Genomic DNA, 24,444 nt, shown 5'->3' with positions numbered 1-24,444 from the left:
CAAGAGTGCAATCCATGACCCGCATCGCAGCAGCGATCCTGCTCGCTTTCTCCGGCGCCGCACTGGCGCAGACACCCGCCACCGCCCCCGCCGCATCTGTCATTACGCAGGATGCCTCAGCCCTGAACGCCCGGCTGGCCACCGACGTCGAACGCACGATGAAGCTGTTCGACGTGCCCGGCATCGCGATCGCCATCGTCAAGGACGGCAAGGTCGTCGCCACGCAGGGCTTCGGCGTGCGCAAGCTGGGCGCGCCGGACAAGGTCGATGCGAAGACGCTGTTCGAAGTCGCGTCGAACTCGAAGGCCTTCACGGCGGCCGCGCTGGCGATGCTCGTCGACGAAGGCAAGCTCGCGTGGGACGATCCGGTCACGCAGCACCTGCCGGACTTCCAGATGTACGACGCGTACGTCACGCACGAGATGACGGTGCGCGACCTGCTCACGCACCGCAGCGGCCTGGGGCTCGGCGCCGGCGACCTGCTGTGGTGGCCCACGACGAATTTCTCGACCGACGAGATCATCCACAAGCTGCGCTTCATCCGCCCCGCCACGAGCTTCCGCAGCAGCTATGCGTACGACAACCTGCTGTACATCGTGGCCGGCAAGATCATCGCGGCCAAGTCAGGCAAGACGTGGGGCGAGACGATCCACGAGCGCATCCTGGCGCCGGTCGGCATGGTCTCCACGACGACGAGCCTCGCGGAAAGCGCGGGCAATCCGGACGTGGCGAATGCCCACAGCAAGATCAACGACAGGATCGCGGCCGTGAAGGCGATGCCGGTGCCGAACGCCGTGGGCGCCGTCGGCATCAATACGAATGCCGAGGACATCGCGCGCTGGATGAACGTGCTGCTGGCGGGCGGCAAGGTGGGCACGGACGCGAACGGGAAGGAGATCCGCCTGTACAGTGCGAAGCAGGCGCGCGAGATGTGGACGGCGCAGACGCCGATGCGCATCAGCGAGCCCGATCCCAAGCTGGCCGCCACGCGCCCGAACTTCCTCGCGTATGGCCTCGGCTTCCAGCTGCGCGACTGGCAGGGCAGGCTGGTCGCGATGCACAGCGGCGCGCTGCAGGGCTTTTATTCGAAGGTGGTGCTCGTGCCGGATGCGAAGCTGGGCATCGCCATCCTGACCAATGCGGAAAGCGGCGGTTCGCTGAACGCGCTGCAGTACCAGCTGCTCGACCGCATGCTGAACCCGGCCGCGGCGACCGACTGGATCGGCATCGTGAAAGCCGTCGAGGACGAGAACCACGCGAAGGAACTGGCGCGCATAGGCAAGGCGAACGCCGCGCGCGCGGCGAAGTCGCAGCCGTCGCTGGCGCGCACGGCGTACGACGGCGAGTACCAGGATCCTTGGTACGGCATCGCGACAATCCGGCACGAGGGCAACCGGCAGATCCTGACGATGTCGCGCACGCCGGACCTGACGGGCGAACTGGAACACTACCAGTACGACACGTTCATCGTGCGCTGGAAGGAGCGCAACTTCAATGCGGATGCGTACGTCACGTTCGCACTGAACCCGGACGGGAGCATCGAGCGGATGCGGATGCAGCCCATCTCGACCGAGACGGATTTCAGCTACGACTTCCAGGATCTGAACTTCACGCCGGTGAAGAAGGCGGTGCCATAACTATCGACCTGCGGCCCATGAACCGTCGCCCCTGCGAAGGCAGGGGGCCAATTTTGTGTGCGCGGCTACTCAGATAAACTTGGGTCCCCGCCTGCGCGGGGACGACGGTATATTTAAATCGCCGGCACCGGCGAGTACCCTGAAATCGCCCGATACTTCCCATTCCCGTACCGAAGCACCTGCTTCTGGTCGATCGCCGCCGGCGGCCCCGCATACGACTCCGCGCGGCTGATCGCCCCCTGGTAGTGGATGGTCAGGTCGCCCGGCCCCTCATGCGTCGCGTCGATGCTCCAGCTGCTCTCGATCGCATAGCAGTCGTGCGTGTCCGGCGCACCGCCGTCGTCGCGTGCGATGGGGTCCTGCGCGTGCGGCTTCACGAGCGGAGCCAGGCGGCGCTGGCAATCCGCCGCGCTGTCGACGTTGATGCCGGACAGTGCCAGCTCCACGGCCGGCTCGCGCCGGACGGCGTCGCGGCCCACTTCGTACACGGCGAGCCAGGTGCCGCAGTAACCCTGCCAGCAACTGCCGTATTCCACCGCGACGGCCGGGCGGCGCGCGGCCAGCGCGACTTCGCGCACGGCGGCGGCACCGGAAAAGCCGCGCAGCGCGAAGATGCCCTGGCGTCCACGCACGCCCCACGTGCCGCCATGCTGTTCGAACTGGTAAGCAGCCAGTGCCAGCGGCGTCGCGTGGACGGCGCTGGAGCGGCCGTCGTCCCCGGCCGGCACGAGGCCCGCGATGAGGGTCAGGTGTGTGGGGTCCGTGCGCAGCACCAGTTTCGGTTCGACGAGTACGCGGTTCTGCCCCACGTTCCAGCCCGCGTAGATGCCGTGCCCGGTGCCGGGAAGCGGCGGCAAGGCCGCGCTGTGCACGCGGCCGGCCGCGCTCTCGCTCCAGCCGGGAAAGGCCAGCGCGGCCAGCTGGGCCGGCGTGGGTAACGGTTGCGCGGCCGCGGCCAGGCAGGGCACGCAGGCGGACAGCACGGCCGCGCCCAATGCGGCGCGGCGTAACGAAAGTGCAGACGCCATCAATTCTTCCTGCCGTTCCAGACGTCCAGCATGTCTTGCGAGCCTTGCGAGCGGATGCCGTTGTCCTGCAGGATGCCCTCCGTGGCGTCGACCATCGCCTGGCGCGGCAGGACCATCGTCTCGCCCAGGCGCTGGTCGAAGCGCAGCACGACGAGGTCGTCTTTCAGGTCGCGCAGCACGGCCACCAAATGGCGCAGGCTGCGTACCGGAACGCCGTTGATCGACTCGACGACGGAGCCGAAGCGGTTGCTGTAGCCCGTCACGAGCTTGTGCGGGAAGAACGGCGAGCTGATGACGACGAGTTCTTCGCGCTGCGCGTCCGGCTCGTCGCCGCGGCGCGTGACCAGCGGGCTGGCGTTGAAGCTGTAGGCGTTCAGCAGGTGCGCGTTGTTGCTGATGAAGGACAGGTATTCGGCCGTGGCGCGCGAGAACACGATCGGGCCGTACACGAAGTACGACGGATAGTCGCCGTCCAGCGGGGGAATCAGCAGGGGACGCGGGCCGTTCACCGGCACCTGCACCTGCATGGTCTTGCCGCCGCGGACGATGGTCAGCGGTACCTTGCCGTTCTTCGCGACCTGCTGTACGCGGTACTGGAAGCGCACGCGCAGGTTGGGCCCGAGCCTGACCATGCCCTGGTCGTCGATGGGGTAGTCGCCGATGCGCGTGATGACGTCCCATTCCTTCAGCGGATACGCGGCATCGCTGCGGTACGGGCGGTGCACGACGACGCCGTCGACCGACTTGTCCAGCTTGAGGTACTGGCGCAGGACCGGGTTCTCCAGCGTCTGGATATCGTCCAGCAGCAGCGGCTTGCCGTCGTAGCGGCCGTCGGCCACGTCGCGCAGGAACAGCTCCACTTCCTCGTTCGGGATCACGTAGCCGATGTTCTGGGCATTCGCCGCCACCGAGAACGCGAGGCCGACCATCTTGTCGCCGTCGATCACCGGACCGCCGCTGTTGCCGGGGTTGATGGGCGCGTCGATCTGCACGCGCAGGCCCGCGCTGCCGTAGCCGTAGGGGACGAATTCGACGCGCGAGACGATGCCCTTGGTGACGGACAGCGACGTGCCGCCCATCGGATAGCCATAGGCCATCACGGCTTCGCGCACGTCCGGCAGGACGCTCGTGCGCTTGACCGGGTGGTGCTTGTCGAAGAACGATTCGTCGTCCAGTTTCAGCAGCGCGAGGTCCATGCCGCGCGCGATGGCCACGACGGTGGCGCCGACCTTGTCGCCGTCCTGGCTCGCCTGCACCTGCACCTGGCTGGCGTAGCCGACGACGTGGGCGTTGGTGAGGATCCGGTTGCCCTCGATGACCACGCCCGATCCCGTGATCTCTTGCGGCGTGGCCTTGGTCCAGGGCTTGAACGGGTCCGGGCGGCGCAGGGTGCTGAAGATCTTGACGACCGAGTTCTCGACGGCAGGCGATACGGGCAGTACTGCGGTCGACGGTGCGGTAGACGGTGCGGTCGACGGTGCGGTAGACGGTGCGGTCGGCGGGGCGGTGGCCAAGCTGACTTCCTGGGCCTGGAGCGTGCAGCTGGCCAGCGCGATTGCGGCGGCCGCTGCAAGGCGAACGATCTTCATGGAATCCCTGTTTTGGTGTGCAAATGTGACATGCAAACGTTGCCGTCGCAATATACACGGTGCTTAACTGTAAAAATGCACGAATTCTCACGCGTAACCATTCAGTAACCTCGTGTTGTATCCAGGCGTAATGACGCATGCATATGCGAGGTGTCCGGCCCACCTGTCGCGGACACCGGGCGGACAGTCGCGGACACCGAAAAACGCCGGAACGCGTGCAAATCCGCCGCCTGCCACGTGGCATGAACATTGCCTATTCAAAACGTCAACTTGCTGCTAAGGTGCATCGGCTTCACGACCCCGCAGTAAAAAAAGGAGCGGCCCGCAATCCGGGCCGCTGACCAAAAAGAAGTGTGTGATTTCAGGAGAACCCATGGAACGCCGTACCTTCCTTAAAATCGGTGCCGGGACCGCCGGTGCCATGCTGGTACCCGTCTTCGGCAACGCCATCGCCGCCGAGGAGCTGCTCACCGCGATGCCCATCGCGGCCAAGAAGGCGCTGGCCGACACCGCGCTGAACGCCGCCACCAGGGCCGGCGCGAGCTATTGCGATGTGCGCATCGGCCGCTATCTCAACCAGTACATCATCACCCGCGACCTGAACGTCGAGAACGTGACGAACACGGAATCGGCCGGCGTCGGCGTGCGCGTGGTGTGCAACGGCGCGTACGGCTTCGCCGCCACCAACGACATGACCCCGGACGGCATCGCGGGCGCAGCGCGCCAGGCGGTGGCGATCGCCAAGGCGAACGCGAAGCTGCAGTCCGAGCCGGTCCGTCTCGCACCGGTCAAGGGCGTGGGCGAGGTGGCGTGGGCGACTCCGATCGTCAAGGACTGGCGCGCAGTGCCGATCAAGGAAAAGGCCGAACTGCTGATCGCGGCGAACAAGGCGGGCATGGATGCCGGCGCGAGCTTCATGCAGTCGATGCTGTTCCAGGTGAACCAGCAGAAGTACTTCGCATCGACCGACGGTTCGTACATCGACCAGGACCTGCAGCGCCTGTGGGCGCCGTTCTCCGCGACCGCGGTGGACAAGGCCAGCGGCAAGTTCCGTTCGCGCAGCGGCCTGTCGACGCCGGTCGGCATGGGCTACGAATACCTGGACGCCCGCAAGGAAGACAAGATCAAGGCGGCGGGCGGCGTCGCCACGCTGTACACGAAATCGTACGACATCGTCGAGGACGCGCGCGCCGCGGGCCGCGACGCCAAGCGCAAGCTGACCGCGAAGTCGGTCACGCCGGGTAAATATGACCTGATGCTGTCGCCGGAACACCTGTACCTGACGATCCACGAATCCGTCGGCCACCCGACCGAGCTCGATCGCGTGCTGGGCTACGAGGCGAACTACGCCGGCACCAGCTTCGCCACGCTGGATAAATGGGAGTCGAAGTCGTTCAAGTACGGCTCGCCGCTGGTGAACATCGTCGCCGACAAGACGACCCCCGGCTCGCTGGGCAACGTGGGCTACGACGACGAAGGCGTCAAGGCCAAGCGCTGGGACCTCATCAAGGACGGCATCCTCGTCAGCTACCAGGCCACGCGCGACCAGGCGCACATCATCGGCAAGGAAGAATCGGACGGCTGCTCGTACGCGGACAGCTGGAGCAACGTGCAGTTCCAGCGCATGCCGAACGTCTCGCTGCAGGCCGGGAAGAAGAAGCTCACGCCGGACGAGATGGTCAAGGACATCAAGAAGGGCATCTACATTGTGGGCGACGGTTCGTTCTCGATCGACCAGCAGCGCTACAACTTCCAGTTCGGCGGCCAGCTGTTCTACGAGATCAACAACGGCAAGATCGGCCAGATGCTGGAAGACGTCGCGTACCAGTCGAACACGCAGGACTTCTGGAATGCGTGCACGGCGATCTGCGACGAACGCGATTGGCGCATGGGCGGCTCCTTCTTCGACGGCAAGGGCCAGCCTCCGCAGATCAGCATCGTGTCGCACGGGTCGTCGACCGCGCGCTTCAACGGCATCAACGTCATCAACACCGCCCGCAAGATCGGCTAAGGCAGGGACCTACGACCATGACCATCCTGACCCAGGAACAGACCAAACACATCACCGACCGCGTCCTCTCGTTCTCGAAGGCGGACGAATGCATCGTCACCGTGAGCGGCAGCCGCAACGGCAACATCCGCTTCGCGCGCAACCAGGTCTCCACCGCCGGCCTCGCGGACGACACCAACATCTCGGTGACGGTCGCTTTCGGCAAGCGCCAGGGCACCGCGACCATCAACGAATTCGACGACAAGTCGCTGGAAAAAGTCGTGCGCCGCGCCGAGGACCTCGCGCGCCTGGCGCCGGAAAATCCGGAATTCATGCCGGCCGTGTCGAAGCAGGACTACAAGGCGTCGCAGACCTTCAACGCGAAGACGGCCGCCATCGATCCGGAATTCCGCGCGCAGACCGCGGCGTACGCGATCGAAGCGTGCAAGAAGAACAAGCTCGTGGCCGCCGGCTTCTTCACCGACGGTAACCAGGTCTCCAGCGTGGCCAACTCGAACGGCGTGTACGGCCACCAGCAGCAGACGAGCCTCGATTTCACCTGCACCGTGCGCACGGAAGACGGCCGCGGCTCCGGCTGGGTCAAGCGCTCGGCCACCGACGCGAACAGGTTCGACGCGCGCGAAGCGGCCGACGTCGCGATCGAGAAGGCGCTGCGCTCCGTCGACGCGAAGGCGCTGGAACCGGGCCGCTACACCGTGATCCTGGAACCGGCCGCCACGTCCGAGCTGCTCGGCTACATGCTGTTCGGCTTCGACGCGCGCCAGACCGACGAAGGCCGCAGCTTCCTGTCGAAGAAGGGCGGCGCCTCGCGCCTGGGCGACAAGCTGTTCGACCAGCAGGTCAACATCTGGGCCGACCCATGGAACCCGGACGTGCCCGTGCTGCCGTGGGATACCGAGAATCTCATCGCGCGCAAGCGCATGGACCTGATCAAGGACGGCAAGGTCAATGCGCTGAACTACTCGCAGTACTGGGCCAAGAAGAAGGGCGTGCCGGCGACGGCCACGCCGGGCAACATCATCATGGCCGGTACGGACAAGTCGACGGCGGAGCTGATCGCCAACACGAAGAAGGGCGTGCTCGTGACCCGCACGTGGTACATCCGCATGGTCGATCCGCAATCGGTGCTGCTGACCGGTCTCACGCGCGACGGCACGTTCTACATCGAGAACGGCAAGATCAAGTACCCGATCAAGAACTTCCGCTTCAACGAGAGCCCCGTCACGATGCTCAACAACATCGAGGAGATCGGCAAGCCGGTCGTCATCGGTGGCGACGAGGTGCCGTTCCAGATGCTGATTCCGCCGATGAAGGTACGCGACTTCAACTTCACGTCGCTGTCGGACGCGGTTTAATCAGAACGGTACGTGTTGACGTAGGGTGGGCTCCCCGAGCCCACGCGAACGTCGGCATCACGCATACGTCACGCGTGGGCACAGGGTGCCCACCCTACGCATGACCACGTGTTATCGGAGCATCTAATGGAACGCCGTACCTTCCTCAAAATCGGTGCCGGCACGGCCGGCGCCATGCTGGTCCCCGTGTTCGGCAATGCGATCGCCGCCGAGGAACTGCTCAATCCCCTCGCGTTGAGCTTCAAGAAGTCGCTGGCCGATACCGCGATGGACGCCGCGAAAAAAGCGGGCGCCTCGTACTGCGACGTGCGCATCGGCCGCTACCTGAACCAGTACATCACCACGCGCGACCTGAACGTCGAGAGCGTGACGAATACCGAATCGACGGGCATCGGCGTACGCGTGATCGCCGCCGGCGCCTACGGCTTCGCCGCCACGAATTCCCTGACCCCGGATGCCGTCGCCGGCGCCGCGCGCCAGGCCGTGGCCATCGCGAAGGCCAACGCGAAGCTGCAGACGGAACCCGTGCAGCTCGCACCCGTGAAAGGCGTGGGCGAAGTCGCGTGGGCCACGCCGATCAAGAAGGACTGGCGCACGGTCCCCGTGAAGGACAAGGCCGACCTGCTGATCGCCGCGAACAAGGCGGGCCTCGCGGCCGGCGCCAGCTTCATGACGGCGAACCTGTTCCAGGTGAACCAGCAGAAGTATTTTGCATCGACCGACGGCTCGTACATCGACCAGGACATCCACCGCCTGTGGGCGCCGATCAACGCGACCGCGGTCGACAAGGCGACGGGAAAATTCCGCTCGCGCGCGGGCCTGGCGCCGCCGGTCGGCATGGGCTACGAGTGGTTCGACGCGAAGCCGGCGCACAAGGTGCGCGCGGCCGGCGGCGTGGCCACGCTGTACAACGGCGGCTACGACATCGTCGAGGAAGCGAAGAACGCGGGCCGCCAGGCGCGCGAAAAGCTCACGGCGAAGAGCGTGGACCCGGGCAAGTACGACCTCGTGCTGGCGCCGGAAAACCTGTTCCTGACGATCCACGAATCCGTCGGCCACCCGACGGAGCTGGACCGCGTGCTGGGCTACGAAGCCAATTACGCCGGCACGAGCTTCTGCACGCTGGACAAGTGGGAGTCGCGCAACTTCAACTTCGGCTCGAAGATCGTCAACTTCACGGGCGACAAGACGGCGCCGGGTTCGCTGGGCGCCGTGGCCTACGACGACGAAGGCGTGCCCGCGAAGCGCTGGGACATCATCAAGGACGGCATCCTCGTCAACTACCAGGCCACGCGCGACCAGGCGCACATCATCGGCGAAAAGGAATCGCACGGCTGCTCGTACGCGGACAGCTGGAGCAACGTGCAGTTCCAGCGCATGCCGAACGTGTCGCTCGTCCCCGGTACGCAGAAGATGACCCCGGACGAGATGGTCAAGGACGTCAAGAAGGGCATCTACATCCTCGGCCGCGGCTCCTACTCGATCGACCAGCAGCGCTACAACTTCCAGTTCGGCGGCCAGCTGTACTTCGAGATCAAGGACGGCAAGATCGGCCAGATGCTGGAAGACGTGGCGTACCAGTCGAACACGCAGGACTTCTGGAATGCGTGCACGGCGATCTGCGATGAGCGCGACTGGCGCATGAGCGGCTCCTTCTTCGACGGCAAGGGCCAGCCGAGCCAGGTCAGCGCCGTCTCGCACGGCACGTCGACGACGCGCTTCAACGGCATCAACGTGATCAACACGGGCCGCAGGATCGGCTGAACAGAATGGCGACGTACGACTTCTACTTCACGCGGCTGACGTACGAGTCGGGCGACTGGGACGTGGACCAGCGCATGCCCAGCAACGTCCTGAACTCGCTCGTCGAGTACACGACATTGCGGGTGGATACCGCCGAGCGCATCGTCGCCCTGGCGGATCCAAAGATGCTCGAAGCGCCGTTCTGCTACCTGGCCGGACACAAGCTCGTGCAGTTCACGCCGGCCGAGCGGCGCAACTTCGAGCGCTACGTGAAGGGCGGCGGCTTCGTGTTCGTGGACGACTGCAACCACGACATCGACGGCCTGTTCGCCAAATCCTTCGAGGCCGAGATGGCGCGCATCTTCGGCCCGAAGGCGCTGCACAAGATCCCGAATAATCACCGCCTGTATTCCAGCTTCTTCCACTTCGACGGTCCGCCCAACACGTCGGTGGAGCTGAACGGCTGGGGCGACGATCTCGTGCACGAATACCTGCGCGCCATCGAGGTGGGTGGCCGCATCGGCGTGCTGTACTCGAACAAGGACTACGGCTGCGAGTGGGACTACGACTTCCGCAACAAGCGCTGGCTCGCCGTCGACAACACCCGCTTCGCGGTGAACATCATTCAATATGCGTTAGGAGCGTAGCAAGTGGCTGAAGCTGCATGGACTGAGAACGAGATCGCCGACCTGGCGGCAAAGGTGGACGCGCTCAAGGCGAGCATGGGCCGCGTGATCATCGGCCAGCGCGACGTGATCGACCTGCTGGTGACGTGCCTGCTGGGCGGCGGCCATGCGCTCGTCGAGGGCGTGCCGGGCCTCGGCAAGACGCTGCTCGTGAAATCGCTGGCGCAGGCGACCGACATGCAGTTCCGGCGCGTGCAGTTCACGCCCGACCTGATGCCGTCCGATATCGTCGGCACCGAGATCCTGGAAGAAGACCAGGCCACGCGCCAGCGCGTGTTCCGCTTCCAGCCGGGCCCCGTGTTCACGCAGGTGCTGCTCGCCGACGAGATCAACCGCGCGCCGCCAAAGACGCAATCCGCGCTGCTGGAAGCGATGCAGGAACGCAGCGTGACGTTCGCCGGCCAGACCCACAAGCTGCCGAAACCGTTCTTCGTGCTCGCGACGCAAAACCCGATCGAACAGGCCGGCACGTATCCGCTGCCGGAAGCGCAGCTCGACCGCTTCCTGCTGCGCATCGACGTCGGCTACCCGAGCGAAGACGAAGAGATGATGATGGTCGGCGCGACGACGCACGCCGGCCTGGCAGATGCCGATCCCGCGATGGACCTGGAGACGCTGCTGCGCCTGCAGCTGCTCGTGCGCGACATCGAGATCTCGGAGTCGATGCTGCGCTACGCGACGCGCCTCGTGCGCGCCACGCGCCCGGCGGATTCGCCCGTCGAAGCGATCCGCAAGCACATCGGCTGGGGTGCCGGCCCGCGCGCCGGCCAGGCCCTCGTACTGGCATCGAAGGCGCGCGCGCTGATGCACGGCCGCCTCGCCGTCACGCGCGACGACGTCAAAGCCATGCTGCTGCCCGTACTGGCGCACCGCGTGCTGCGCAACTTCGAGGCCGAGGCGGACGGCATCGCCATCGCGGACATTCTCGCCGCGCTGCACGCCGGCATCCGGGCCGAGTAAAACGTGCTGTCTTCATCGTCGCTGATCGCGCACGCGGCCAACCTCGACCTCGTGGTGCGCCACGTGCTGGCGGGGCTCGGCCACGGCATCCACGCCGGCCGTGAGCGGGGCGCCGGCGTCGAGTTCTCGGAATACCGGGCCTATGCGCCCGGCGACGAGTGGCGCCGCGTCGACTGGAAACTCCTCGCGCGCGCCGATCGATATTATGTGCGCGAGGCCGAGCGCGACAGCCACGTCGCCGTCTGGCTCGTGCTGGATGCGACCGCGTCGATGGCGGAACCCAGCCGCAGCATCGAAGGGCTCACGAAACTGCAGTATGCGCGCGTGCTGCTCGCGTGCGTGGCCGCCATCGCGCAACGCCAGGGCGATGCGTTCGGCCTTATCGTGTGCCGCGGCGAGCGCGCCGACTTCACGCCGGCCGCGCGCGGACCGCGCCAGCTGCAGCGCGTGCTGGCGCGCCTGAACGGCGTCGAGGCGGGCGGCGTGCTGCCCGGCGCCGACACCCTGCGCGCCAGCCTGCATTTTTCCCGCGCGCCCGGCGTCGTGTGCGCGGCCAGCGACTTTCTCGACTGGCCGTCCCCGCTGTCCGACGCGCTGCTCCGGCTGCGCCGCATGCGCCACGACGTGCGCGCCCTGTGCCTGCACACGCAGGCCGAGGTGGATGCCGCGTTCGACGCGACACCGGCTTACCGCGACCCCGAGCACGGCGGCGCCGTCTACCGCTTCGGTCGTGACGTGAAGGAAGCGTACGTTCGCAACCGTGCGGCGCACTTCGACGAGGTCGTGCGCGCGTGCCGCAAGAACGACGTGCCACTGGTCCAGGCGCGCATCGAGCAGGCGCCCAGTGATGTCCTGCGGGCGTGGTTACGGAGGGCGCAGGCCGCATGAACGGAATGAGCTTGTGGTGGTGGGCGCTGCCGGTCGTGCTGCTGCCCATCCTGTGGCACCGCCAGAAACGCGAGCAGGCGAAGACGGCCTTCCTTGCCTCGGCACGCTTCCTGCCGGCGGCGGAGCCGAAACAGCAGCGCGTGTGGCGCTGGCACGACGCGGTCCTGTTACTGCTGCGCTGCCTGCTGCTGGTGACCCTGATCGCGCTGCTGGCCGATCTCGTGCTGGCGTGGCGCGGGGACACGGTGCTGGTCGTGCCGGGGACGCCGCCGGCGGTCGTCGACAAGGAGGCTGGGCGGCGCATCACCTTGCCCGATCGCGACGCGGTGACGTGGCTGCACGCGCACGAGCGCGAATTCGAACCGGATGCGCGCGTGGTCGTCGCCGGCGACGCCGTCATGCCCGCCGTGCTGCCGCGCTTCCGCCACGCCGTCGAGTTGCGCACCGCGGCGGCGCCCGCGGCACCGGTCGAACGTCACGTCGCCGTCTTCAGCGACCGGGCCGAGGCGTGGAACCGGTTGTTCGCGGCGGCCGAGGGCGTGTGGCATATCGTCGTCGATGCGGCGCCGGGCCCGCGCACGGAGCTCGTCGTGTGGGACCGGCCCGACGCGCCGCCGCCCGGCCTGCGCGCACCGCTGTGGCGCGCAGAGCCACCGCGCGATGCCGACGGCGCACGCACCCTGTTCGCCGCGTGGCAGCGCCGGTGTGTCGGCGTACAACCCTACACGGCGCCCGCGCAGGCACTCGAGCCGGACGCCGCTGCGCCGGCCGGCCCGGCGTCCGGCGCGCTGCGCCACTGGCTGGGTCTCGCGCTCGTCGTGCTGTTCGCACTTGAAAGGATCGTGACCCATGTCCGGCGCCGCTGATCTCGCGCGGCGCTTGTGGCGCGCCGCATCGTTGCGCCGGGCGGGCTTGTGGGTCGTTGGCGCGCTGCCATGGCTGCTGCTGCGCTCCGGCCCCGGCCTGCTGGCGTGGTCGGCGTTCTGCGCGTGGGACGGCCTGCACCTGCAACGCCACGTGGCGCATGGCTGGACGCACTGGATCAACGGTGCCGTGCCCGAGATGGAAGACAGCGCCGCGCTGCTGGCGCAGGAACCGCAAACGCAAATGCCCGTCGCGCGCCTGCAGCGCGAGCGCCTGCTGAAGCGCATCGATGCCGCGCTGCCGCCGCGCCGCGTGCGCGCCATCGTGGCCGCGCACGTGCCGTTCGGCTGGACGTGGTTGCTCGCGAATCTCGCGCTCGCGGGGCTGGCGTGGGGTTCGACCTTGCTGCCGCATGCGGCCAGTCCGCAAGCTGCCGCCCATGCGGCCGGCCGTCCGGTAGCGGCAGCCGCGGCGCACGCGGGGCTGGTCTTGAAACTGGCGCCGCCGTCGTACACGGGCGTGGCGCCATGGGAGTCTCCGCCGAAGGATGCGCAGGTGCCCGAGCAGACCGCGGTCGAATGGTGCCTGGACGATCTACAGAAGGCAGACGAAACCATCGAACTGAGCGACGGCCAGACCCTGCACGCGGGATCCGCTTGCGCGCGCTGGACGGCGACGGAATCCATCTTCTGGCGCTGGCGCGGCACGCGCTACACCCTGAAGGTGATCCCGGACCAGCCGCCGGACATCGCCGTCACGCAGCCGAACGACATGACGAAAGACCTGCCGCGCGATGCGAAGAGCGCAGCCATCGCGGTGACCGTCACCGACGACTACCGCGTCCAGCAGGCCACGCTGCACCTCACGCTGGCGCGCGGCAGCGGCGAAAACATCCGCTTCAGCGACCGCGAACTGCCGCTGCCCGCGTCGAGCGACCCGCGCCGGCGCAGCTGGACGAAGGACTGGCTGCTGACGGACCTCGGCATGGAGCCGGGCGACGAGCTGTACTTCTTCGTGCGCGCGAGCGACAACGCGGCGCGGCCGCACACGGTGCAGTCGCCCACGGTCACGCTGCGCCTGCCCGCGCCGCCGTCGGAACAGGCGGACGAGACGACGGCGCTCCCCACGCTCGTCAAGCCGGAAAGCCTGCGCAGCCAGCGCCAGGTGATCATCGACACGGAGCAGCTGGTGGCGGACATGCGGTCGAAAAAGATGCGCGACGATGAAGTGCGCGAGCGCAGCGAAAGCATCGCGTCCGACCAGGCCGCGCTGCGCCGCCGCTACGGCCAGTTCCTCGGCGAGGAATCCACGCTGTTCGGCAAGGACGACGATCATGACGATGATCATGGTCACGGCGCGGGCGCCAGGCTCGACGTGCTGCACGAATTCGGCCACGCGCACGATTCGGTCGAGAACGCGACCCTGTTCGACGACGCGACGAAAAAGCTGCTGCGGCGCGCGCTGTCCGCGATGTGGGACGCGGAAAAGGCGCTGCGTGCCATCACGCCGAAGACCGCGCTGCCGCCCGAGTACCAGGCGCTGGAAGCGATCAAGGAATTGCAGCGGTCGGAACGCATCTATCTGCACAAGACGGCGTTCGCGCCGCCGGCCATCAAGGAGGACAAGCGCATGAGCGGCGACATGGCCGGCGCGGCCAGCTACAAGCGCGCGCAGGCCGGCGCCGCGGAGATCGTGCCGGCGAACCTGCGCGACCTCGTGCAGGCGCTCGGCCACGACGGTCCGCTGCCCGCGCTGTGGACGCGCACGGCGCACGACTGGGTACGCGAACGGATCGCGGACGACGAGCAGCGGCTCGCGGCGCAGCGGGCAATCCAGGACGTGGCCGACGGCAAGCCGGCCGCGCGTGCGCAACTGGCCGCGTGGCTGCGCGGGGGCGTGCTTGACGCGCCCGTGCTGCTGCAGGCGCGGCCCGTCGTCGAGACGCCGTTCGCGAAGGCGCTGCGGGGAGGCGAACGATGAGCGCCATCGCCGCTGTCGTCATCGGCGTGCTGGCCGCGCTCGCGTATGCCGCGCGCCGGCGCTGGATCGATGCCGTGCTGGCGCTGGTCGCCGGCGTGGCGCTGGCGGGTACGGTCGGCGAATTCGCGTTGCCGGGCGAGGCGGGGGCTACGCTGACGGTCGATGCGGCCGACCCGCCACGCACGCTGGCCGGCGTGCGCACGTTGCGCCTGTCCGGCGACGGCCTGCGCGCGGCCGAATGGGACGACCTGCCGGCCCGTCCGCTCGACTGGAAAAAGCCGGATACGCCGGCCATCGATCTCGACTTCCCCCGCACGATCGCGCTGGGCCGCGTGTTCACGTTGAAAGTGCACCGCTCGTGGTCCGCGCCCGGCCGCCTGCAACTGCTGGCGGAGAACGGTCAAGTACTGGCCGAAGCGAAGGGAGACACGGACCTCGCCGTGCAATGGCTGCCGCCCGTCGCGGAACGGCTCGTGTTGAAGGCGCGCCTGCAGGACGCATCGGGCAAGGTCGTCGACGAAGGGCCCGTGCCGTTCACGGTGACGGATCCCGCGCCGCTGCAGGTGCGGGGACGGTTCGGCGCGCCGTCGTTCGACCTGCGCGTGCTGGACGACCTGCTCGCGGCCAGCGGCGCCGTCATCGACTGGCAGGTCGAACTGGGCAAAGGACTGGAACGTGCCGAGACGGCGCGCGCGGCGATGGACAAGCCCGAGCTGGAGATCGTCGACGCGGCCTGGTTCGAGCGGGCCGGCGCCGCCACCCGCGCCGCGCTGCTGGCGCGCGTGGCCGGCGGTACGCGGCTGCTCGTGCTGGGCGCGAATGCGCGCGATGCCGGCACGTGGGCGCGCAGCGTGCAGTTGCCGCTGGCGCCGCAGCCGGCCAACAAGACCATCGGCACGGTGCTGCCGATGGCGTCCGGCGGCTTGAATCCGGCCGGTGACCGCAGCGGCGAGTGGACCGGCAAGGACGGCTTGTGGACGCGCGACTGGAAAGACGGCCGCATCGCCTGGCTGGGCGTGGGCGACTGGCACCGTCATGCGATCGCGCAGCCCCGTCAACTGGCGCTGTGGTGGCAGGACGTTCTCGACCGCCTGGGCGTGCAGCGCCGCGCGGACGTCGCATGGCTCGATCCGGAGGAGATGCCGCTGCCGCACCGGCGCCTGGCAGTCTGCGCGCGCGGCGTGAGCGGCACCGTGACCATCGCTGAGTTGAAACAGACGCTCACCTGGCAGCGCCGCCCGGAACACGTGGATGCCGCCTGCGTGGCCGTGTGGCCGGCGGCCAGCGGCTGGCTGCATGTGCAGACGGGCACGAACGACGGCCAGGTGTACGTGTATGCGCCGGGCGACTGGCCATTGTGGCAACGCAGCGAACGCCGTGCCGCGACGGAGAAGTATGCGGCGCGTACGCCGGCACCGGTCGCACCGGGCACGCGGCCGCTGCCCGTGTGGCCGTTCGGCGTCGTGTTCGCGCTGGCGATGCTTGGCTTGTGGTGGCGCGAACGGCGCTGAATTTGCCAACCCTTCGGCAGGATTTTTGGGAACGTGCGATGATCGTTCATCGTCCTTCGAGCCACTGCCGCCATGTCTGAATCCGCCCCACGCCACCCCGACGGCCGTTTCCGCAACGTCGTCCCGCGCCGCCGCCAGGGCATCATGGAGATGCTGGCGCTGTTCTGGAAAGTGTCGACGACGAAGCCGAAGACGGCGGTGCCCGACCAGCCGCTGCCCGTGCAGCCGGTGACAAGGGCCGACATCGAATCCGCGCCCGACGCGAGCCTGTGGCGCCTGGGCCATTCGACGATGCTGTTCAAGCTCGCCGGCCGCTACTGGCTCACGGACCCCGTGTTTTCCGAGCGCGCGGCGCCGGTGCAATGGGCCGGTCCGAAGCGTTTTCACGCGCCGCCGATCGGCATCGAGGCGCTGCCGCGGCTCGCCGGCGTGATCCTGTCGCACGACCATTACGACCATCTGGATTACGACAGCATCAAGCGCCTGATTCCCAAGACTGACCAGTTCATTACGCCGCTCGGCGTGGGCGACCGCATCGTGCGCTGGGGCGTCGACGCGGCGAAGGTGCGCCAGCTCGACTGGTGGCAGTCGACCGACGTGGAAGGGTTGCGCCTGACGGCGGCGCCGTCGCGGCATTTCTCCGGCCGGAGTCTCAGCGACGGCGACCGCACGTTGTGGGTGTCGTGGGTGATCGAGGCGGCGGGACTGAAGCTGTTCTTCAGTGGCGACACGGGCTACCACGACGACTTCAAGACCATCGGCGAGCGTTTCGGCCCGTTCGACGTGACGTTCGTCGAAAACGGCGCCTACAACGAGATGTGGCCCGAGGTGCACATGCTGCCCGAGGAGACGCTGCAGGCGCACCTGGACCTGCGCGGGCGCTGGCTGGTCCCCGTCCACAACGGCACGTTCGACCTGGCGCTGCACCCGTGGTACGAACCGTTCGAGCGCATCGCCGATCTTGCGCGCGCGGCCGGCGTGAAGCTGGCGACGCCGATGATGGGCGAGCGCCTCGCGCTCGCGCAGCCGCAGGAAGGCGCCGACTGGTGGCGCGAGGCGATGCCCGCGCCGGCCCTGCCGCTCACGCACCCGGCGCGCTGACCACCAGCTTGCGCTTGCCGTTCGGCGCCAGCGGGATGTCGCTTTCTTCCTGCAAGGTGATGTCGAACCGGTCGCCCCAGCGGCGCCGCTGGGCGTCGAGCAGGAAGGCGCGCTGGGCGGCGTCGAGCGGGCCGTGGCGTCCCACCACCGCGAGGACGATCTCGCCGGGCCGCCGCTGGCGCACCTGGTACAGGCGCACGACGTCCCACGTGGCTTCGTCGATGACGATGGAGAGGCCGGGGATGCGGTTGCCGGCGCGGTCGATCAGGAATTCCTGCGCGCGCCCGTCGATGGCGGCGCAGCGGCCGCCCGCGTCGATCACGCCGTAGTCGCCGGTGCGGTAGCGGATCAGCGGCATCACGTCGTTCCACAGCGAGGTACCCGCGATTTCCGCGCGTTCGCCATCCCAGCGGTTTTCCGACCAGCCGTACAGCGGCTGGAAGCGATAGTCCGCGCCCGCAAGCCCGGCGCACGTGGCGAAGGCCAGGTTCGTGCGTTCCGACAGGCCGTAGTTGAGCGAGACGGGGCAATCGAACAGCCGGCGCAGCGCCGCCAGTTGCGCGGGCGTGACGGGCTCGGACGCCAGCAGCACGGCGCGCACGTGGAAACCCAGGTCGCCCGGATCGAGCAGTTCGGCCAGCGCCGCCGCGGAGCTGGGATACGCGTGCACGTAGTCCGGGCGGAAGCGGTCGAGCGCATCGAGGATGGCGGCGCGGTGCGCGGCGCCGACGTGGTAGGGCGACAGCATCAGGCGGTTGCCCGCCACGCGCACCGGCGGCTCGTGCGCGTGGCGGCGCGCGTCGGCGCCGATGCGCAGGATGCGCGATTTGTCGAACGAGAAGCCGAAGCGCCCCCACTCGTGCGCAAAGAAGGCTTTTTCGATGTCGGCCAGGCGCTTGTTGCGCCACATGCCGATGCCCTGGCCGGACGAGCCGCCGCTCGTCGCGTACAGCAGCCGGCGCGGGTCGAGGCGGCTGTCGAGGAAGTCGCGCTGCCGCGCCATCACTTCGTCCTTGGTCAGCCAGGGAAAGGCGGCCAGCACCTCGGCGAGCGGTTCGTGCGCCGCCTCGGCGGGGCTGACGTGCACGGTGCGGCGGTAGTGCGGCACGTGCGCGAGCGCGTGCACGAGGATGCCGCGCAGGCGGCGGCGTGCGAGCGCATCGACGGCCGCGGCGTCGCCGGCGAGCAGCGCGCGCAGGCGGAAATAGTCCGGGTGGTACAGCAGGCGGGCCGGAAGATACGGGCGCCACGCGTAATAGCGGCGCGCCAGCCAGCCGTACAGGGCGGCGCGCTCAAGCATCGAGCAGGCGCCGGAAGTCGGCCGGCGACACGTCGCCGAGCCCGAGGCTCGCCAGGGTGCGCGCGTCGGACTCGCTGTGGAAATCGCGGTCGAGCAGGCCTTCGGCGATCACGATCAGCGCATCCGCCACCGGCGTCGGCACGTCCATCAGGCGCCCGATCGAGGACAGCAGGGCGAGGCCCATCGGCACGTCTTCCGTGATGAAGCGCGTCTCCATGCTGGCCGGTCCTTTCGGGCCGCCTTCCCGCGCGTAGCGGCGGAACACGGCCAGCGCGGGTTCGTCCAGGTCGTCGGCGTTGCGGAAGCGGCACTCGTCGAAATACGGCGACGGCCGCCCGCCCGTGGCCGCGATGACGGCGTTCTTTTCCGCGTCGAGCCGCGCCAGCAGGCGCAGGACCGAGGGCGTAAACGCTTCGCGGTACATCCAGAATTCGCCTTCCGCGTATTCGATGCGGCTGGCCGACAGCAGCGTGCCGATCGTGTGGACGACGAGGTTAGGATTGTGCAGCGCGGATTCGACCACGTTGGTGCGGGTCGCGACATACGTCGGGAACAAACGGGCCGCGCGGGCCAGACCTTCGGCCGCGCGGGTCCGCGGCACGAAGGCCAGCGCGTTGCGCACGTTGCGGAACAGGATGTCGACGGTGCCCGGGGCGACGAGGCGCGCGTCGTACGGCAGGCTTTCGCCTTCCGCCAGCAGGAACCCGGCGCGGGCCTGCCAGGGCAGGAAGTGGAACGACCCCAGGTAGCCGGGCGCCAGCAGCACGAGCGGGCGGCCGTCGAGCCGGGGGCCGATCAGCGCGGCGACGTGCGGGTGGCACTGCGTCTGCGTGGTGACGACGACGGCGTCGGGCGCGATGTCGAAGGCTTCGTCCGGATCGCGTGTGGCGAGCGCCAGTGCGGCCGTGCGCGGTGTGCCGGCGCCGGCCCTGCCGTTCACCGTGATCGTGCGCGTTGCGGCGACCGCGTCGAAGTTCTCGTCATGCAGCGCGCGCGACGTCTTGAGCAGGGCGACACGGTGACCGTCCAGCGCCAGCAGGGCCCCGAGCGCGCAACCGGCATTGCCGGCGCCAACCATTAACACGTTCATGCTTGAGCCTCATCAGAATCGTCGATGACGTTTCATGACAATGCCCATTACACTTTTGGTTGAGTTGCGCTGGCTCAGTCGTATGCGCCGCGCATGAGGGAACTATTTGCGGTAGCGGTAGGTCTGGAGGGGGCCGTCCGGGAAGCTGACGGTTTCGGCGGCGATGGCCCCGGCCTTCAGTGCGACGCGGCGCGACGCCTCGTTGCCGGGCTTGATCAGGCTGATCAACGACGTCATGCCGAGCGTGCCGAACGCGACGTCGCGCACGGCCCGCGCCGCTTCCGTGGCGAGACCGCGTCCGCGGAGCGCGGGCACGATCATCCAGCCCAGTTCCGCTTCGTCCCACCCGGCCGGATGGAACAGGCCGACGCGGCCGACGAAGCTGCCGTCGGCGGGATCTTCGAGCATCCACGCGCCGTAGCCGCGCATCTGCCAGTGCCCGATCAGCATGGCGAGGTGCAGCCAGGCGTCCGTCCGGTCGAGCGGGCGGCCCTGGCCGATGTAGCGCATGGTGTACGGGTCCGCATGCAGGGCGGAGAATGCTGCCGTGTGGCGCGCCTCGGGAACGACCAGTTGCAGGCGCGCGGTGCGCAGGAGCGAGATGTCGGTGGCCATGTCCCATGCTAGCCCGAGCCGGGCCGGGGCCGGCGCACGATCAGCCGGCGTGGTCGCGCATCCACTCCTTCAACCCGTTGACCCAGCCCTTGGCCGGCAGGTTGTAGCGCCGCTTGATGTCGGCCGCGCGCTCGTACAGCACGGCGAAGTCGATCTGCGGCGCGTCCCTGAACGCGACGACGACGATGTTGGCGTCGTGGACCTCGGGCAGCCAGACGACGGCGTCGAACGCGTCCCGCATCGCATCGAGGTTCTTGTCGTAGTTGGAAAAATCGCCGAACACGTTGGCGGTCATGATGCCGCCATCCTTCAGGCAGGCGGCGCACGCGGCGTAGAACTCGGGCGTATCGAGCACGGGGCCGCGCGCTTCCTCGTCGTACAGGTCGACCTGGAGCACGTCCACCGTGCCGTGGTTGGCGTCGTCCATCACGAAGTCCAGCGCGTCCATCTCGCGCACGTCCAGGCGTTCGTCGTCGGATCCCAGGCCGAAGTGTTCGCGGCAGATGGCGATCACGTTCGGATTCAGCTCGACGGCAGTCACGCGCGCCTGCGGAAAGCGCTGGTGGCAGAACTTCGTCAGCGCGGCGCTGCCGAGGCCCAGCTGCACGATACGGCGCGGATTCGGCAGGAACAGCATCCACATCATCATCATCTGGACGTATTCCAGTTCGATCGCATCGGGGCGCGCCAGCCGCATCGAGCCCTGCACCCACGAGGTGCCGAGGTGCAGCGAGCGCACGCCTTCGAATTCGGTGATCGTGGCTGGCGGGTGGCCGGGCTGGGCGAAGCGGGGATCCCTGGCGTTGGTCATTACGGCAGCGACCACGCGTACTGGACGGGCTGCCACGCCGCGACCGTATGGCCATTCTTCAGCGCGGGCTTGAAGCGGCACAGCCGGAGCGCGGCTTCGGCGGCGTGGTCGAGGATCGCGTAACCGCTCGACTTGAGCAGGCGCGATTCGCGCACGGTGCCGTCGCTGCCGACCAGGAAGGCCATCATCGACACGCCGCTCATGCGCGCCTGCAGCGCTTCCTGCGGATAGACGGGCGGCGCGCAATGCTGGCCCGGCACCTGCTGCTGCGGCGGTTGCTGCGGCTGCGCGGGCGCGGAGGCCGTACGGGTGGCAGGGGACTGGACGCAGCCGGCCAACAGCGCCAGCGCGGTCATGCAAAACAAAGGTAGTCGGATCATTCTTCGCGTACTCCAACGTCGACGAAACCGGGAGTATCGCACGATCGTGCGCTTTCGCGGCAAATTCAGGGTCAGAGCACATTATAAATGGTCGATGCGCTCAACGTCGCCTATTGTGCGGGTAAGTACGAGGAACGGCGATCAATGCGCGGGACGGCGCCGGAAGAAAGGGACCTGACCCCAAATCTGAGCAATTTCCTAAAACCGGGCTCTGACCCCGAAGTGTCGAGTTCAGGCGGGCAGGATCAGGGTGACGGCCAGGCCGCCGCCCTCGCGGTTGCCGAGGGTGATGCGGCCGCCGTGGGCTTCGGCGATTTCGCGCGCCAGCGCCAGGCCGAGGCCCGTGCCGCTGCGCTTCGTCGAGTAGAACGGGACGAGGGCGTTCGTCAGCACGGCGTCGTTCATGCCCGTGCCGCGGTCGAATACGTCGATGCGGACCACGTCCTGCACGCGCCGTACGTGCAGTTCGACGTCTTCCGGGCGCGAGCCGGATTCGTGGGCGTTCTTCAGCAGGTTGAGGAGCGCCTGCTCCATCTGCGCGCGGTCGATGTGCGCCGGAGATTCCGGCAGTTCGCCGCCGAGGCGGAACGCCACCTGGTCCGCCAGGCCGGCCACGAAATCGGACCACGCGATCGTCTCCAGGCGCGGCGCCGGCAGCTTGGCGAAGCGCGCGTAGCCGAGGATGAAACTCTCCAGGTGGCGCGTGCGTTCGCCGATGGTTTGCAGGATCTGCGGCAGGCGTTCCGTCTGGCCGCGCCGCACGAGCTCCGCGCCGGAATGGGCGAGCGATGCGAGCGGGGCCAGCGAATTGTTCAACTCGTGGCTGATGACGCGGATGACTTTTTTCCACGTCTGCACTTCCTGGCGCCGCAGTTCGGCCGTCAGCTGGCGCAGCAGCAGCAGTTCGTGGCGCCGGCCGTTCAGGCTGAAGTTGCGGCGGGCGAGGTGATAGACCTCTTCCTCTTCGCCGTCGCCGGCCGTGAACAGGCCGTCGCCGCCGCGCGCCAGTGCTTCCACGAGGGCCGGCGTTTTTTGCAGCACGTCGTGCAGCGCGTGGCCTTCCAGCTTATGACCCTCGAACAGCAACTGGCGCGCCGCCACGTTCGCGTAGACGACAACGCGTACATTGCGGTCGGCGGCGCCCGGCGGCTCCGTCACGAGCAGCATGGCGACGGGCGTGTTCTGCACCATCGTGTCGAGCAGCAGTTCGCGCTGCACGAGGTCCAGTCTCTGCTCGCGCAGCACTTCGCCCAGCGCGTTGTGGGCGGCGATGAGGTCCGACAGTTCGTCGTTCTGCGGCCAGTGCAGGCTGAACGAAAAATCGCCGTCGCGGTAGCTGGTGACCGTGCCCTCCAACGCGCGGAACAGCGACAGGATCGGCTGCACCTGCGAGCGCAGCGTGATGATGGATATCGGCACGACGCACAGCAAACAGATGCCCAGCACCGCGAGCGGACGGCCCGGCAGCAGATGGTCGAGCGCCAGCGCGATGATGATCCCGACCGCCAGCAGCGTGCCGACGAGGGCCGACCAGCGCGTGACGAGCGACAGCCGGAATCTCATACGGTGCGGGCGATGCCCAACCGCTCCATGCGGCGATACAGGGCCTGGCGCGACAGCCCGAGTTCCGCCGCCGCCTGCGCGATCACGCCGCCCGCGCGTGCGAGCGCCTGCGTGATGGCGTCACGGTCCGGCTCCGCGTCGAGCGCGACATGGGCCGGCAGCGGCAGGCCGAGGTCGGGCGCCTTGATCACGTCGCCCTGGGCCAGCAGGTTCGCACGCGCCATCACGTTCTTCAGCTCACGCACATTGCCCGGCCAGTTGTGCGCGAGCAGCGCGGCTTCCGCGCCCGGATGCAGGGTCTTGCCGCGCGGGAGGAAGCCGTGCGCCAGCGGCAGGATGTCGCCGGGACGCGCGGCCAGTGCCGGCAGCTTCAGTTCGATCACGTTCAGGCGGTAATACAAATCTTCGCGGAAGGCGCCGGCGCGGATCATCGCCGCGAGGTCGGCGTTCGTCGCGCTGATCACGCGTACCTTCACCTGGCGCTCGCGGTTGGAGCCGAGACGCTCGAAGCGGCCCGTCTCCAGCACGCGCAGGAGTTTCATCTGCCCGGCCAGCGGCAGGTTGCCGATCTCGTCGAGGAACAAGGTGCCGCCGTCGGCCGCCTCGAACTTGCCTTCGCGCGCCTTCGAGGCGCCCGTGTACGCACCGGCATCGGCGCCGAACAGCTCCGCCTCGATCAGTTCCGACGGCAGCGCGCCGCAGTTCAGCACGACGAACGGACCGTCGCGGACCATCGAATTCGCCTGGATGATCTCGGCGATGCGTTCCTTGCCCGTGCCGTTCGGCCCCGTGATCAGGACCGGCACGTCGGCGCGCGCCACCTGGCAGGCGAGGCTCAGCACGCGCTCCGTCGCGGGGTCGGCCCACACGAGGCCGCGCAGGTCGAACTGCTGTTCCAGTTCGCGCCGCGCGCGGCGTTCGCGCTGCAGGCGCTGGCCCAGCGCGCGGTTGGCCTGTCCCAGTTCGATCAGGTTCGTCACCGTCGCCAGCAGGCGGTCGTCGTTCCACGGCTTCGACAGGTAATCGGCCGCGCCGGCCTTGATCAGGTCGACGGCCGCGTCCAGGTGCGTCCACGCCGTCAGCAGGATCACCGGCAGGTCCGGATACAGCTTGCGGATCTCGCGGAACAGCGCCACGCCTTCCTCGCCCGACGTGGTGTCGGCCGTGAAGTTCATGTCCTGGATGACGAGATCGACGGGTTCGCGCGCGAGGAGGGCAAGCCCTTCCTCGGGCGAGGCGGCGCGCAGCGAGGCGATGTCGTGCAGCGAAAACAGGACGTCGAGCGCGATGCCGACGGCGGCGTTGTCATCGATGATCAATACGGTAGGCATG

At 68.1% G+C, this 24,444-nt stretch carries 20 protein-coding genes; 11 read left to right on the top strand and 9 right to left on the bottom strand.

Annotated elements, in window-relative coordinates; all coding sequences use genetic code 11:
- Positions 1 to 14: 14 nt before the first annotated feature.
- Positions 15 to 1,637 carry a serine hydrolase gene (locus tag ACL58G_RS02730; RefSeq protein WP_413386057.1) on the top strand — a complete coding sequence of 541 codons (1,623 nt, stop codon included), beginning with the start codon at positions 15 to 17 and terminating at the stop codon, positions 1,635 to 1,637.
- A 113-nt stretch (positions 1,638 to 1,750) separates the two neighbouring features.
- Here the strand turns inward: ACL58G_RS02730 and ACL58G_RS02725 are convergent, their stop codons facing one another.
- Together ACL58G_RS02725 and ACL58G_RS02720 are read right to left on the bottom strand one after the other, a co-directional pair.
- Complete coding sequence (locus ACL58G_RS02725) at positions 1,751 to 2,665, bottom strand: hypothetical protein (protein WP_440965027.1); 915 nt, start codon at positions 2,663 to 2,665, stop codon at positions 1,751 to 1,753.
- Positions 2,665 to 4,254 carry a trypsin-like peptidase domain-containing protein gene (locus ACL58G_RS02720; RefSeq protein WP_440965026.1) on the bottom strand — a complete coding sequence of 530 codons (1,590 nt, stop codon included), beginning with the start codon at positions 4,252 to 4,254 and terminating at the stop codon, positions 2,665 to 2,667. Before ACL58G_RS02720 ends, ACL58G_RS02725 begins: the two co-directional genes overlap by 1 nt.
- A gap of 373 nt (positions 4,255 to 4,627) precedes the next feature.
- Here ACL58G_RS02720 and ACL58G_RS02715 point away from each other — a divergent pair, with 373 nt between their 5' ends.
- The 10 genes from ACL58G_RS02715 (at position 4,628) to ACL58G_RS02670 (ending at position 17,353) form a co-directional block, all read left to right on the top strand.
- On the top strand, positions 4,628 to 6,265 hold the full coding sequence (locus ACL58G_RS02715; RefSeq protein WP_413386061.1) for a TldD/PmbA family protein: 1,638 nt from the start codon (positions 4,628 to 4,630) through the stop codon (positions 6,263 to 6,265).
- Positions 6,266 to 6,282: 17 nt separating this feature from the next.
- The gene (locus tag ACL58G_RS02710; protein WP_413386062.1) at positions 6,283 to 7,620 is read left to right on the top strand and encodes a TldD/PmbA family protein; all 1,338 of its coding nucleotides are present in this window, start codon (positions 6,283 to 6,285) and stop codon (positions 7,618 to 7,620) included.
- 126 nt (positions 7,621 to 7,746) lie between these two features.
- Positions 7,747 to 9,384, top strand: a complete 1,638-nt coding sequence (locus ACL58G_RS02705; protein ID WP_440965024.1) for a TldD/PmbA family protein — start codon at positions 7,747 to 7,749, stop codon at positions 9,382 to 9,384.
- 5 nt (positions 9,385 to 9,389) lie between these two features.
- Entirely contained in the window at positions 9,390 to 10,010 is a 621-nt protein-coding gene (locus ACL58G_RS02700; RefSeq protein WP_413386064.1) for a DUF4159 domain-containing protein, read from the top strand.
- A gap of 3 nt (positions 10,011 to 10,013) precedes the next feature.
- Positions 10,014 to 11,009, top strand: coding sequence for an AAA family ATPase (locus ACL58G_RS02695; RefSeq protein WP_440965021.1), 996 nt, complete (start codon positions 10,014 to 10,016; stop codon positions 11,007 to 11,009).
- 3 nt (positions 11,010 to 11,012) lie between these two features.
- Positions 11,013 to 11,897, top strand: coding sequence for a DUF58 domain-containing protein (locus tag ACL58G_RS02690; protein WP_440965019.1), 885 nt, complete (start codon positions 11,013 to 11,015; stop codon positions 11,895 to 11,897).
- Positions 11,894 to 12,763 carry a BatA domain-containing protein gene (locus ACL58G_RS02685; protein ID WP_440965018.1) on the top strand — a complete coding sequence of 290 codons (870 nt, stop codon included), beginning with the start codon at positions 11,894 to 11,896 and terminating at the stop codon, positions 12,761 to 12,763. The genes ACL58G_RS02690 and ACL58G_RS02685 overlap by 4 nt, the downstream gene beginning before the upstream one ends.
- Positions 12,747 to 14,741: a DUF4175 family protein gene (locus ACL58G_RS02680; RefSeq protein WP_440965016.1), complete on the top strand. Its 1,995-nt coding sequence runs from the start codon at positions 12,747 to 12,749 to the stop codon at positions 14,739 to 14,741. The genes ACL58G_RS02685 and ACL58G_RS02680 overlap by 17 nt, the downstream gene beginning before the upstream one ends.
- Positions 14,738 to 16,252: a hypothetical protein gene (locus tag ACL58G_RS02675; protein WP_440965015.1), complete on the top strand. Its 1,515-nt coding sequence runs from the start codon at positions 14,738 to 14,740 to the stop codon at positions 16,250 to 16,252. The genes ACL58G_RS02680 and ACL58G_RS02675 overlap by 4 nt, the downstream gene beginning before the upstream one ends.
- A gap of 72 nt (positions 16,253 to 16,324) precedes the next feature.
- The gene (locus ACL58G_RS02670) at positions 16,325 to 17,353 is read left to right on the top strand and encodes an MBL fold metallo-hydrolase (RefSeq protein WP_413386069.1); all 1,029 of its coding nucleotides are present in this window, start codon (positions 16,325 to 16,327) and stop codon (positions 17,351 to 17,353) included.
- On the opposite strand, the gene ACL58G_RS02665 is transcribed toward ACL58G_RS02670, so the two are convergent.
- From ACL58G_RS02665 to ACL58G_RS02635, 7 genes are all read right to left on the bottom strand, one after another.
- A complete protein-coding gene (locus ACL58G_RS02665; RefSeq protein WP_440965014.1) occupies positions 17,334 to 18,653 on the bottom strand; it encodes a hypothetical protein in 1,320 nt (439 codons plus the stop codon). The two genes, ACL58G_RS02670 and ACL58G_RS02665, sit on opposite strands and share 20 nt — an antisense overlap.
- Positions 18,646 to 19,743, bottom strand: a complete 1,098-nt coding sequence (locus ACL58G_RS02660) for an NAD/NADP octopine/nopaline dehydrogenase family protein (protein WP_440965012.1) — start codon at positions 19,741 to 19,743, stop codon at positions 18,646 to 18,648. The genes ACL58G_RS02665 and ACL58G_RS02660 overlap by 8 nt, the downstream gene beginning before the upstream one ends.
- Before the next feature lie 102 nt (positions 19,744 to 19,845).
- On the bottom strand, positions 19,846 to 20,358 hold the full coding sequence (locus ACL58G_RS02655; RefSeq protein ID WP_440965010.1) for a GNAT family N-acetyltransferase: 513 nt from the start codon (positions 20,356 to 20,358) through the stop codon (positions 19,846 to 19,848).
- Positions 20,359 to 20,398: 40 nt separating this feature from the next.
- Positions 20,399 to 21,169 (bottom strand): spermidine synthase, encoded by a 771-nt coding sequence (locus tag ACL58G_RS02650; protein ID WP_440965008.1) that lies wholly within the window; start codon positions 21,167 to 21,169, stop codon positions 20,399 to 20,401.
- Entirely contained in the window at positions 21,169 to 21,549 is a 381-nt protein-coding gene (locus tag ACL58G_RS02645) for an energy transducer TonB (protein WP_413386073.1), read from the bottom strand. The genes ACL58G_RS02650 and ACL58G_RS02645 overlap by 1 nt, the downstream gene beginning before the upstream one ends.
- Positions 21,550 to 21,780: 231 nt before the next feature.
- The gene (locus ACL58G_RS02640) at positions 21,781 to 23,112 is read right to left on the bottom strand and encodes a sensor histidine kinase (RefSeq protein WP_440965006.1); all 1,332 of its coding nucleotides are present in this window, start codon (positions 23,110 to 23,112) and stop codon (positions 21,781 to 21,783) included.
- Positions 23,109 to 24,443: a sigma-54-dependent transcriptional regulator gene (locus tag ACL58G_RS02635; RefSeq protein WP_413386075.1), complete on the bottom strand. Its 1,335-nt coding sequence runs from the start codon at positions 24,441 to 24,443 to the stop codon at positions 23,109 to 23,111. The genes ACL58G_RS02640 and ACL58G_RS02635 overlap by 4 nt, the downstream gene beginning before the upstream one ends.
- Position 24,444: the final 1 nt, after the last annotated feature.

The sequence above is a fragment of the Massilia sp. GER05 genome (assembly GCF_052056005.1).
In the GTDB taxonomy this organism is placed as follows: domain Bacteria; phylum Pseudomonadota; class Gammaproteobacteria; order Burkholderiales; family Burkholderiaceae_D; genus Telluria; species Telluria orientalis.
The sequence above is the reverse complement of the archived record's forward strand: the minus strand, read 5'-3'. Positions and strand labels throughout refer to the sequence as shown.